Here is a 13,266-nt window from a genome sequence, read left to right as displayed (position 1 = left end):
ACGTTATTAACCACGCTAATACTCGATATATTGTGTTAGCATTTACAATCATTAAAAAACATAACCCCGAATAATATTTATACGAGGTTATGTTTTTAATTAGTTTTTTAAAGGTTCTTTAGCTTGAAAGTCTGGATGACCTGATTGCCAATAGAAAAATGAAAAAAGGTTAGAAAAATCATTAAGTCTTTGTGTAAGCGTGGTACGGCCACCGTGACCGCCTTCAAAATTCACTTGAAGCAAAATAGGTGCTTCTCCAGAATTATCGTGTTGCATTTTCGCTGCAAATTTAGAAGGCTCCCACGCAATAACTCGGGGATCATTCATCCCGGCAGTGATTAACATGGCAGGGTAATCCGTTCCCGCTTTTAGGTGATGATAAGAATCCATCTCTAGCAAACCTTTAAATTCTTCTGGATCTGAAACCGTACCAAATTCGGGTGTATTTACAGGTCCGTTGGGAGACTCTTCCATTCTAACTGTATTCATAGCGCCTACCATAGGTGATGCTGCCACAAATAAATCTGGCCGTTCTGTTATTGCTCGTCCAACAAAAATACCACCCGCACTACCTCCAAATATTGACAGTTTATTAGGATTGGTATACCCCTGATCTATAACATATTCTGCTGCTGCAATGCCGTCTTTCCAAGTATTGGGTTTATTCAATTTTTGTCCAGCTTTATGCCAAGCATCACCTAATTCCCCTCCACCTCTAACATGTGGTACTACTAAAACACCTCCATATGTAGCATATGCTAAAGTAATTGGACTAAAAAAGGGTTCTGTAGAAATCCCGTAAGCCCCATAACTATAGATTACTGCAGAATTTTCACCGTTCATTTTCATGTTTTTATTATAAATTATTGAAACTGGGACCATAACACCATCGTGTGACTTTACCATAACTTCTTTTGCTATTAAGTTTTCCAATTCGGGATACTCTACAGGAGTTGATAAAGGTTGAAATACAAATGTTTTGGTTTCAGGATTGTATAAATAACGTTTATCTGGAGATGTCCAACCCGATAAATTCACCCAGATTTCACTGAATTTTGAACCTCTAGCGGAAAGATCTGCTCGACCTGCTGTAAAAGGAAGTTTTAATTCTTCAGAAGAAGTTGAGTTATGCCTTAAGAAATACACATGAGCCTCAACACCATTTTTTACTGTAGCATAATACATTCCTTCTTTCGTTAATTCAAAGTTGGTAATAATTTCATCTTTCGATTCTTTGACTACCGTTTTTGCTTCTGAAAATACAGGATTAGAATTAGATAATCTTACAATTTTATAATTTGGCGCATTATTATACGTTAATAAATACAGATCTGTTTCGTTTGCATCTACCATGATTACATTATCTTCTTTCTTTAATAATGGCTTCCATTTTGCTTTTACGTTCGGTTCGGATACAAAAGCTTTAAGGTCTTTATCTACAGATAAAGGGAGAAGAATATTTTTATCAGTCTCTTCTATATAAATAACTAAAGGGTATTCAGCTTTATCTACATTTAATGTAGCATAATCTGCTTTAGAGAAATACGTTTGATCTTCAGATTGACTAGTACCTACATTATGAATATAGTTTGAGATATAAATTTGTCTATTTACATCTTTAATATCGGCAGAGTTCAATTTAATATAAAAAAAACGTTCTCCAGATAGATCCCAAGACACATCACTTGCTAATTCTAATGTCTCTTTATATTGTTCTCCTGTGTTTTTAAAAATAAGAATATCTGGGTTTTCAGAACCATTAGCAGATATGCTAACGGCAATTTTATCGCCTTTTATATTAGGAGATATATCGGAAATAGTATAAATTTTGCCTTCTTCTTTTTTATATTGAGTTGGATCAAAAAATAATGTTTCTTTGCCTTTATAGCCTTTACGCTTATAGAGCTTTCCAATTTCTTCTCCGGGCACTCTTTTTACGTAATAATATGTACCATCATCTGCAATATTTAAAAATGAAATTGAAGCAGATTGCCGCTCTATTAGCGATTTCATTCTATTAAAAAGTTCTTGTTTTCCAGAAATATTATTTAGAACAGAAGTTGAATAGTTAGTATTATCCTTCATCCAAGTAATAACAGTAGGATCATTTAAATCTTCTAAATATTGATAAGGATCATTTAGTGTGGTTTCAAAATATGTGTTCGACACTGGTTTTTGAGGTAAAACTTCTGGCTTGACGGTGAGTTGTGCTGTAACATGTGATGTTACCATTAATAATAAAGCATAGACTATTCTTTTCATAATATTAGAATTTATGAGTTAGTAATATGCTATTAATACAACCTTCTTACGAAAACTGAAAGATACAAAAAAAACCGAAACAAATGCTTCGGTTTCAATTACTTAGATTTAAAAATAGAATTAAGCCTCTACTTCTACATCTTTAGACGCTAAATAACGCTCTGCATCTAAGGCTGCCATACATCCAGTTCCAGCAGCAGTAATTGCTTGTCTGTATACATGATCTGCCGCATCTCCAGATACAAATACGCCATCTATATTTGTTTTAGAAGACCCTGGTTTATTAATAATATACCCTGTTTCGTCTAGTTCTAAAAAGTCTTTAAATATATCTGTGTTAGGTTTATGACCAATAGCAACAAAAAATCCAGTAGCAGGTATTTCTTTAAATTCGTTTGTTTGATTATTTTTAACCTTAACACCTGTAACAACTTGACCATCTCCCAATACTTCTTCTGTTTCTGTATTGAATAAGATTTCGATATTTTCAGTTTTTTTAACGCGATTTGCCATAATTTTAGACGCTCTAAATTCATCACGTCTTACTAACATGGTTACTTTTTTACACAATTTAGATAAGTAATGTGCTTCTTCACAAGCAGAATCTCCAGCTCCTACAATAACCACTTCTTGATTTCTGTAGAAAAACCCGTCGCAAACTGCACAAGCAGATACACCACCTCCCAATTGAAGATACTTTTGTTCTGATGGTAATCCTAAATATTTAGCCGAAGCTCCTGTAGAGATAATTACAGTCTCTGCATGTATTTCTTGAGTTTCATTAACCCATATTTTATGTATAGATCCTGAGAAATCTACTTTAGTAACCCAACCATCACGAATATCTGTACCAAAACGTTTAGCCTGATCTTGTAATTGAATCATCATATCTGGCCCTGTAATTCCTTCTGGATAACCTGGGAAATTTTCTACTTCGTTAGTTGTTGTTAATTGACCACCTGGTTGCATTCCTTGATATAGTACCGGAGCCATATTAGCTCTTGCAGCATAAATAGCTGCTGTATATCCTGCAGGTCCAGAACCTATTATTAGGCATTTAACTTTTTCAATAGTATCAGACATATCTTCTTATCATTTATTATTACAACAAAAGTAGAATTTTTGAGACAAACCTTACAACTTAAGTTATTAAAAGTTATTATTAATAGATAAAAATTATTGATGGAGTATACACTAAAAAAAAACCAATAATTAAATACAATTATTGGGCTTAGTATATAAAATGGTATTATGTAAATTGTAAAATTTTAATACGTCTTTTTTATTTAAAAAGTTTCTTAAGAAATACAAGAGAGCCTATTTTTCCCGTATAATTAATTACGGTGTGTACCCAGTTTAAAGGTTTTAAGTCCTCTTTAACATCACCTTTTAAGGCTTTCATTTCTTCCCAGGCTATTTGACGTTCAAGATCTAAACGTTTAAGCTCTAACTTTATATCATCGAAATTTGTAAAATCCTTTTTCATATACTAATCAAAAAAATTTTCAGACATCACTTCTATAAACTTCTTATCTATACGATGTCTTAATAAGTAAATAATTAAAGCTAATAATAAGAATGTACCCCCAACAACCAAAGCACCTAGAGCGAAATTACCTAATACATATCCTATAGCTACTGCTGCCGAGATTGCTAAAAACAAAAACGCAATAAATAAAAACGAACCTATAAGTAACATTTTACCAAAAAGGCTCATTGCACCCGTTAGCTGTTGAAATATTTTTAGCTTTAAATATTGATGAGAAGCTTCTACATACTTCTCACCAATATCTACGGCTTTATTTGAAGTCTCATTTAAAGATTCAAAAACATTCATATATTATGATTTTTGAAATTTCTTATTTTGTTCTTTTAAGTAAGCGAGTTTTTTTTCTAAGGTAGAAATTACATCGTCTGCTTTATGACTAGCATCTGTAACAATGACTTCTAATTGTTCGTCTAAAGTTTTCTTCTGACTTGCCATTTGGCTATTAACCTTTTCTTTTAGATCGTGCGCAGTGCTACTTACTTTTTCTTTTATATCTTGAGCACTACTATTCATTTTATCTGCAACAACTGAAGCCTCTTCAGCCAAGCGCTTTCTTGTTTTACTACCTTTATCCGGAGCATAAAGAATGCCAACTAACGCTCCTATAGCTGTACCTGCTAAAAGTCCTAAAACGGTGTTACTACTCTTACTCATAACTGTATAGTTTTATGGTTAAATATTCTAGATTAATTAAAAATCTATTATCAAATTTACATAATATTAAGAGATTTTATGCATAATAAAGCACAATTTTAAGTTAAACAACACAAAATATAAATCCCAAATTTAAAGCAAAAAACTCATTACAAATCAGTCATTTAAACCTTTTATTACATACTGCAATTTAAAGTTGTTTTAACTTATTTATTAACATAAACACGTCTATTCTTAACGCAAAAGCATTTTATAAATAATTTATTTCCTTTAAAATATACAATGGGTTTTAACAAAAAAAACCTTGCAAGTTGCAAGGCTTTTTTTGTTAAGCTAAGATTTTAGCGTTTACTATTAAGTCACAACTTGTACAGCTGCCTCTACTTTTAAACTTAATGTTTTTAATCGGTTTAACTCAGTTTCTAAACCTGCTTTAATAATATGTTTAGAGGTTTGAAAATAATCTTTAGTTTCTTCCAGAAGACTATCATAATAAGATACACCTGCTTTTAAATTATTAATAAAAGTGGTAAAATACCTTTCTTCCCTCTTATTTGCGATTACCGAAGATTCATTAAATTTTTTAGTAATATAATCTACATAAATACTAAGCTCTTTCACAAATATATTAGGCCTGTGTGGTGATACTATATTTTTAATTTCTCCATAAATGTGTGAAGTCATTTCATTAAGGCTCATGATTTTAGAAAAATACGCCATATTAGGACCTGGACATACAGATACTCCTTTACCTTCTGTTTTGGTGTCTAAATTATATTTTAATAATGCAGATGTGCCTAACCCGACACAGGTACAAGATTTTATGGTAATTTTATTCAATTCTTCTTGATAAGTTAACTTATCTAACCCTTTCGCATCTAATTGCTTAATTTTTAAATGCTGGTACTGTCTAGAAGCTGTACATAGGCCTTCTTCGGTAAACTCTTTATCTAAAGCTACAAACTTTTTAGGACAAGCACTTCCTGGTCTGTTTTTTTTAATATTTCTGTATTTCTCTTCGTCTTTGGTATTCCCTTTTAAACTATTAAAAGGCACACCTAGAGGCGAAATATCGCTTAAATATAAATCTTCTTCTTTAGCGTTTACCAACTGTTGTAATGTTTCTTGATCTACTGCAGTGGCTTCTGGAACTAATAAAAATGGTGTTCCCCAACCTATAGAATCTAAATTATATTGGTGTAATAAAAAGTCATGCTCTTCCGAAGTACCTACACCACCTTGGGCAGTAATCTTAATGGGTAAAACATGGTCTGGTGTAACATACCCTTTAGTTTGTAATGCTGCTGTTAATAGTTCGTGAAGCTCTATTTTTAAACGATCTTTATTCACCGTAAATTCATTTAAAATAGGCCCTAATAATAATCCGTTAGTCGCAAAGGCATGTCCCCCGCAGTTTAATCCCGATTCTATTCTAAATTCTGAAACCCAAATTCCTTTTTTGGCTAAAATTTTACCTTGAATTAAAGCCGATCTGTAATCGCTAACTTTAAGTATTATTTTCTTTTTAATATAACCTGTAACATCTGGATAAAAATCCTTAAAGTGTTCGAGATAACTGAATAATTGTGGATTCATACCTGCCGATAATATTAAAGACGAACTTAAATTAGATTGGGCATAACCTCTAAGAGCAGCATGTGCATCGTTATATGCTGCAGGCAATTTTTCTTTATTTTCAAAATGATCTTTATCGACTTTGGTCATAATATTAACATCAATACTTCCTTTTTCTAAATGTTCAGAAAAAATCTTTTTTGCCTTATCTAAGTTAAAGGTATCTGAAATAGCATTTACAAACTGAGTTTTTATTTCTGAAGTGCTTGGCAATAGACTTAAGTAATGTTTTAACTCATCTATACAAGATTTGTTTACCTCTTTAAGTTGATTGAATTTTTCTTCAGTAACATCATGTAACATATCTAAATAAGAGGTTATACGCTTAGCTCTAAAGTCGGGTTGAGCATTATCGATTTCACTATAAGGTAACTCGAACATATTGCAATACATCTTTCTAAGCTTCTCTAATAAGATATCGTCTACTAAAGAAATCGCCGAATCTATCCCTAAATGAGATACCTTTAAAGGGGTGTCTGCTGTAAAGCCTATTCCCATTACTGGTATGTGGAATGAATGTAGTTTTTTCATTAAAATTATTTTAAGTTATTCTTTTTTTCTTAACAAAAAGATTTACAAAAGTGAGATTATTTTTAGCCATAATACATGACATTTATCATGTTACCTCACTACTTCCTTATCTATAACTTACTATAAAACAATTATAATGACTGATTAGCATATAAAAAAGACCACCTATTTTTGATGGCCTTTATTTAAAATCACATAAGTTTTAACTTACATTTTTACTAAGAAAAATCTTATTTTAATGGTAGTTTGTAAATGCATCCATAATTTTAGTGACTTGTAAGGCATCTTCTGCAGGACAGGGATTTTCACCTTGATCTAAAAAATAATCTACAACTGCCGAAATCATAGGTTGTTGTATATGTTTAGGAGTTTTAAATAGAAAACTTTTTGCTGTACCATTTTTGTAGTAAGTGACTTGTTTTCCATAGAATGAAAATTCTATTCTACCTGTTGTACCATAAATAACACAATCATCTTTCTCATCTGCTTTAGCGCCATTAAAAGACCACATACCACGACACTGTATTCCGTTATTAAAATTAATAATGCCGTTTACAATATCGTCTGATGAATTTTGACTTCTATTTATCGAAAACCCTGTTGCAGCTTTGTAATCGCCAAAATACATATACATTAAATCTAATTGATGCGGTGCAACATCATGAAACAATCCGCCACCCGATATTTCAGGATTAAAACGCCACGGCGTATCTGAATTAGCGATTATCTCAGAGTTTTTTGATTGTAAAATCTGAATATCTGCAAACAACACCTCGCCTATTATATGTGCTTGTAACAAATCTTGTACTTTTAAAAAAGCTGGTAAGTAACGCCTGTAATGCGCAACACTTAATTTTGTATTAGATGTTTTTAAGGCTTCTATAATTTTTTGGGCTTCTAATGCATTTAGCGCCATAGGTTTTTCTAAATAAACATGTTTACCTGCTTTTATAGCGTCTAAAGTATATTGTAAATGAAATGCTGGAGGTGTGGCAATATAAACGGCATTAATTTCTGGATCTTCTAAAATGGATGACGCATCATTATACCAATATTTAACCTGATGCCGTTTTGCAAAATCTTCGGCTTTAGCTAAATCTCTACGCATTACCGCTTTTAATTCTGATTGTTTTACTAACGAAAACGCTGGACCACTTTTAACTTCTGCTACATCTCCACAGCCAATTATACCCCAAACAATCTTATTCATACTCATGTTGATATATTTTACCCATTTATATTAGTTTCAAATTTAGTCAATATTGATTAATCCCTAAAAATAATACTTAAATGAAGGTGCTATTAAACAAAAAAGCTTGAGGAAAACCTCAAGCCTTTAAATATTTAAATACTAAACTATACGTTAAGCGTTTTAATGCATTATTTGTAATATAATGGGTCTGCACCAATGGTACCTACTAAGCTTTCTAAATACTCGGCTGTATTCGCTTTATTGTATAAGTCTTTTACACTTTGTAAACGATGATCTAAATCCATTTCTGCAACCAATTGCTTATTACTTGGATTAGACATAAACGTTTCTAAGTAATTAATTTGTTTAGTGTAAAACGCGATGTCTTTTTGTTGTTTTAATTTTAATCGCTCTTTATACCAATCACTATTAAGTACATAGTCTCTTTCAAAATAACTTCTTAGCTCTGGATCGCTCATCTCTTTACCTTCGTAGTTTCCGTAAGCCATCATATGTAAAAGAATTTTTAATGGCGGAATAGCTGCTTCTATACTTCCATCTTCAAAATATCTTAACGCTACTTTTTGTTGCGCTTCAACAATATTATTAATTCCATCTACATAGTCTTCCATACCTTGCAATTCTGGTTTAAGCATTTTTTCGTTAAACACAGCATTTGGTTCATCGAAAATACGGTTTAAACATCTTAAAGAGAATTGTTTTGTTATACGGTACCCTAATCTACTCGCGAGTACTTTTTTACCATTATATTCGAAATCGTCTATTTTTTCAAGTGCTCCATCTTTAATTAAGAAATTAGGATCTCTGTCTTGAGGCTCTAAACGCGCCCATATTTCTGGAATTAGAATACTAATATCATGATCTACCTTATTTTCTCCACCAACATAACCTGCAGCCGTACTAAAAGCATTAGATTCTGTTAAAATATGAGATAATAATGCATTATTTAAATCTGTTGTAGGCGTAAGCATATTAAAAGGTCCTTTTGTTAAAGCACCTTCAGAGCCTGCTCCTGTAGTAGACGGTGATTTCCCTGTAAGACTACAGATAAAGTCCATAAACATTTCTGGAGTTTCCTGATAATGAATTGGATTATAAACAGCCAACGGACGGATTCCGGCTTTAGTATCGGCTGGATTGTTACGTCTACCTGGTAATACTGCATTTACAACATCTACAATTGGATCTTCTGGAGCTACTTTTCTAAATAAACGCATACCAACTTCAGCTAAATAGCTTTCTTCTGTTTCGTTTATAAATTTATTGCGCTCTAAATAACGTGGATTTTTTGTAGGTTCTCCATTTACAATTCTTGTATGTGAAGGTAAAGCAAAGTATTCTTCGTCTTTAGGACTATTTACAACTTCCTCTATTAAATCTTTTACAGGCTGTGTATATTTATCGAAATTAATAGTGTCTTCATAAATTTCTTTAGCATCCTTTTTAGTTAGTAACTCGTAATTTGTTAAAAACACGTTTTCATCTACAATATCTCGTTCTGCATTTTTATCATACCCACGAATAATAGCTTCGTCTGGTCTTTGGAATAAATGAGATTCGCAATTAGCCGCCACTTTTAAACTCTTATTCGTGTATTGTGAATTTAAGTTATTAAAGTTATGTCTTGGTAAAGTAATAGACGCTGTAATATCGTCTTCCATTTGAATTTTTAAACTCGCAGAAAAATCTGATCGTAATTTATTTAATAACCAATTTCCATCCTGATTAAATCCTATTCGCACATAACTCCCCACTACAGGATTATTCATATACTTTAAACCTGTTCCTTTTTGGCCATTTACAATATCTACAGACACACAGTCTTTCCAATTTAGGGCGTCGTGATCTTGTCTATATAAACGTTTAACAAACAATACTAAAGATCTAATGTGTACAGGTATGCTAGATACAAACTCGTTGTATTCGTCTGTAAACACATCTAAAGGTTGTAATAATCGTACAGCAGACCCTAATGTTCTTTTAGAACTTAAAAATGGTTCTGATGGTGGTAACGTTGGATCGTAATTTCTCCATCTTTTAGAGTAATCGTACTCTATAATTTCATCGGCTTTTTTAAAGTCTTCGTCTATATCTATAATATTGAAATTACTATAAGTAATTGCATTTTTCATAGATTTAGAAATCTCTGACTTTCCTCCACCAGACACCGTACATGGTTTATGGCAGAATACGCCTTCTGGAGCTGTATTTACTATACGCCATAACGAAATAGCATCATGTTTTTCCAGTTTAAATTTATTACCAGACGGATGTACATATGTTTTATGCGGATTCAATAAGATACGTTGATCTTTTCCATTATATGTCCAAGTAACATCGTTTGTATTCGTATTTATGTATGCATTTTCAGGCACATATACAATGTTTGGATATTTCTTATCTATGGCATAATGTCCCTCTTTAACATCAATTCTATCTCCTAAAAGAGTTTTTACATCTTCAAAGGTATATTTATTTCCATATTTTCTATTCCAACCAGCACCATTAACAATATCTCCCATTACACCTCTTGGGTACGCTACAGCTCCTCCTGAGTGTTCTTCCTCTACCAAACCAAATAAGTTAGCAGAATAGCTAATTTGGGTTTTAATTTCCTTTTTAGAATATCCGTAGTAATTATCTGCTATTAAAGTTACCACAACACCTCTATCATCTCTACACGTAATTTTAAAAGCACCACCATCATTATACAACTCATCTGCATCTTTCCAACACATACCGTCGTTTCTTTGACGTTCCGTAGCATCATCAAAATGTGGTAAGCCTACATCTTTTTTCTTAAGCGTTTTTAATTGAGGTGCCAAAATAATACACCCTGTATGTCCTGTCCAATGTTCTGTATCTAATGCTGCATCATTTTGCACTAACGAAGGATCTCCTGCATTACCAAAAATAGCTTCCACAAAATCTAAATTACTCACTAAACTCCCTGGAGCAAAGAAACGCACTTCTAGACTCTTTTTGGTAATTACACCTTTAACTTCTGGACATACCATGGGTCTCATTAACATAGACACCATAACTTCTGCTTGTTCCTTCTGTTTAGATGTAAACGGTAACGTTTTTAATTCAGAAGAAGGTTTAAGCGCTGCATCTAATAAATGCGCAAAAGTAATTTTTGGGACTTCAAATTTATCTAAAGGCACCGGTAAAGGCCCTTCAACAATATGGAATGTACCTTTAGTGGTTCTTTTGTCATGAATAGGATTATTTAATACACCTTGTTTTACTCTATACGACGTAACATCTTCACTTACAAAACGATCTCCATTTGGAGGCAAACTCACCTCGCGAGCATGTCCGGCTTGATTTAATACTAAAGTGTTATTTGGTATTTTTAAAGGGGCATCAAACGTTATATCTTTTAAATAATCATCTATAAAAGTTTGTATACGATTATCTACAGGTGATAAATGATCTGACAGAATTCTCGATTTTTCACGAAAACTTTTAATTAATCCATTAGTTAATTTTTGAAAATTAGGATTACTAAATGCTATTTCTGCATTCTCGTCGTCGTGATAAATAGGTTGTCCCAAAGCAGCAAGCTGAAGGTTGATGTACCGAATCGTGTCTTTTCTGCTTCGAATAACAGCTTCTGTATTCGTTTTCTTTTCTCTACTCATGTTATATGTAAATTTAAAATCGATAATTTTAGAGTAATACATTACGCGTTAACAATACATTTTATAGTCAAAAAAAGCGGCTAAAAAAACAAACTTAACACCTGATTTTTTTTACAATTTATTAGATCAATTTTTACTATAATTTACTCGCTAAATTCCATGTTAAATTCAACCTCTAAAAATCATAAAATAATGTACCTTATTACTCTTGTAAATTTAGTTAAAATAGAGATAAAAAACTAATAGTTTCAAGGATTAAATTATCTGAAAACTCCTAAAAACAAAGAACTTGAAGAAAATTAGAATTATTATAAATAAGAAAAAACCTACTTAAAAATATTCAAACGTTTTCGTCGGCACCCTTCTAAAATCCAATTAAAAATCACATGTTTTTACTAAAAAAAACACACTAAAACATGCTGTTAATAAAATATAAAATCTAACCTAAATTTAATGGTAATTTAACCCTTAAAACCCACCTACTTATAGATCGATTTTTGGCCTCATTTTAAGTATTAAAATTATATTTATTAAAGACGATTCAATGGTATTAAATAATTGCAGAGATTATAAATCGAGAGAGTGAATTTGTATTATAATAATATAAAGTGTATTTATAACAATCCATAGAGAGTTATAAGATTATTATAATAATGAACTGTTGACTATTGACTAGGTTGTAATTTTTAATAAAAAAAAGATGGATAATATGGAAGTATACTAAAACAAAAAAAGCTTTCGATTTCTCGAAAGCTTTTTTGTGATGGCAGAAGGATTCGAACCTTCGACCGCCTGCTTAGAAGGCAGGTGCTCTATCCAACTGAGCTATGCCACCATTCACGAACATTACTGTTCTGAAATTGCTTTTATTTAGAAAACCATGTTTCTGAAAAGCTGTGCAAATATATAAGACTTTATAAAACTACACAACATTATTTTATATAAATTTAAAAAAATATTTACTGTATTTTATTAGACTTTGTAAATCAATAATTTTCGGTGTTAAAAACATTAAATTAACAGCAGCTACTAATTTAAAGACAAAAAAAGAACTGTCTTTTTAAAAAAACAGTTCTTTTTTTAAAATATGTATTAAAACGATTATTTTCTAACCGCTTTTACGATTGCTAAAGCATTTTTTACATCTTGCTCTAATTTTGCGTAATCTTTATTTGCAATAATATCTTTAGATATTAATTGAGACCCCATACCAACACAAGTCACTCCAGCATCAAACCAACCTTTTAAGTTTTCTTCTGTTGGAGACACACCACCTGTAGGCATAACGCTTGTCCAAGGTTGTGGGCCTTTAATTCCTTTAACAAATTTAGGTCCGTAAATATCACCAGGGAAAAGTTTTACGATTTCACATCCTAACTCTTCTGCTCTAGCAATTTCTGATAATGTACCACAACCAGGAGACCATAATACTTTTTTACGGTTACATGCAATTGCAATATCTTCTCTTAACACAGGAGTTACAATAAAGTTAGCTCCTAAAGCCATATATAAAGATGCAGCTGCACCATCTGTTACAGAACCTACACCCATAATCATTCCAGGTAATTCTGCAATAGCGTATTTTGTTAATTCACCAAAAACTTCGTGAGCGAAATCTCCACGAGCTGTGAATTCCATTAATCTTGCTCCACCATCGTAACAAGCTTTTAATACTTTTTTACTTAACTCAATATCACTGTGGAAAAATAAAGGAATCATTCCTGTATCTTTCATTGCTTGAGCCACTTCTAATCTTGAAAATTGTGCCATTGTAT

General features: G+C 32.0%; 9 protein-coding genes and 1 tRNA gene. All 10 read right to left on the bottom strand.

Annotated features, from left to right (window positions below):
• Positions 1 to 99: 99 nt before the first annotated feature.
• The gene (locus FNB79_RS10265; RefSeq protein ID WP_143381211.1) at positions 100 to 2,262 is read right to left on the bottom strand and encodes a prolyl oligopeptidase family serine peptidase; all 2,163 of its coding nucleotides are present in this window, start codon (positions 2,260 to 2,262) and stop codon (positions 100 to 102) included.
• 120 nt (positions 2,263 to 2,382) lie between these two features.
• Positions 2,383 to 3,345 carry a thioredoxin-disulfide reductase gene (gene trxB, locus FNB79_RS10260; RefSeq protein ID WP_143381210.1) on the bottom strand — a complete coding sequence of 321 codons (963 nt, stop codon included), beginning with the start codon at positions 3,343 to 3,345 and terminating at the stop codon, positions 2,383 to 2,385.
• Between the two features lie 199 nt (positions 3,346 to 3,544).
• Positions 3,545 to 3,748, bottom strand: a complete 204-nt coding sequence (locus tag FNB79_RS10255; RefSeq protein WP_143381209.1) for a hypothetical protein — start codon at positions 3,746 to 3,748, stop codon at positions 3,545 to 3,547.
• A gap of 3 nt (positions 3,749 to 3,751) precedes the next feature.
• Positions 3,752 to 4,099, bottom strand: coding sequence for a hypothetical protein (locus tag FNB79_RS10250; RefSeq protein WP_143381208.1), 348 nt, complete (start codon positions 4,097 to 4,099; stop codon positions 3,752 to 3,754).
• A gap of 3 nt (positions 4,100 to 4,102) precedes the next feature.
• Complete coding sequence (locus tag FNB79_RS10245) at positions 4,103 to 4,465, bottom strand: YtxH domain-containing protein (protein ID WP_143381207.1); 363 nt, start codon at positions 4,463 to 4,465, stop codon at positions 4,103 to 4,105.
• A 354-nt stretch (positions 4,466 to 4,819) separates the two neighbouring features.
• Complete coding sequence (locus tag FNB79_RS10240; protein WP_143381206.1) at positions 4,820 to 6,631, bottom strand: hypothetical protein; 1,812 nt, start codon at positions 6,629 to 6,631, stop codon at positions 4,820 to 4,822.
• Positions 6,632 to 6,866: 235 nt separating this feature from the next.
• Entirely contained in the window at positions 6,867 to 7,847 is a 981-nt protein-coding gene (locus FNB79_RS10235; protein WP_221932577.1) for a Gfo/Idh/MocA family protein, read from the bottom strand.
• Positions 7,848 to 8,011: 164 nt separating this feature from the next.
• Positions 8,012 to 11,491, bottom strand: a complete 3,480-nt coding sequence (locus FNB79_RS10230; RefSeq protein ID WP_185967758.1) for a hypothetical protein — start codon at positions 11,489 to 11,491, stop codon at positions 8,012 to 8,014.
• A gap of 761 nt (positions 11,492 to 12,252) precedes the next feature.
• Positions 12,253 to 12,326: transfer RNA gene (locus FNB79_RS10225), tRNA-Arg, on the bottom strand.
• A 266-nt stretch (positions 12,327 to 12,592) separates the two neighbouring features.
• Complete coding sequence (locus FNB79_RS10220) at positions 12,593 to 13,261, bottom strand: bifunctional 4-hydroxy-2-oxoglutarate aldolase/2-dehydro-3-deoxy-phosphogluconate aldolase (RefSeq protein WP_143381205.1); 669 nt, start codon at positions 13,259 to 13,261, stop codon at positions 12,593 to 12,595.
• Between the last annotated feature and the right edge of the window lie 5 nt (positions 13,262 to 13,266).

The organism is Formosa sediminum, from assembly GCF_007197735.1.
GTDB classification, from domain to species: domain Bacteria; phylum Bacteroidota; class Bacteroidia; order Flavobacteriales; family Flavobacteriaceae; genus Formosa; species Formosa sediminum.
The sequence above is the reverse complement of the archived record's forward strand: the minus strand, read 5'-3'. Positions and strand labels throughout refer to the sequence as shown.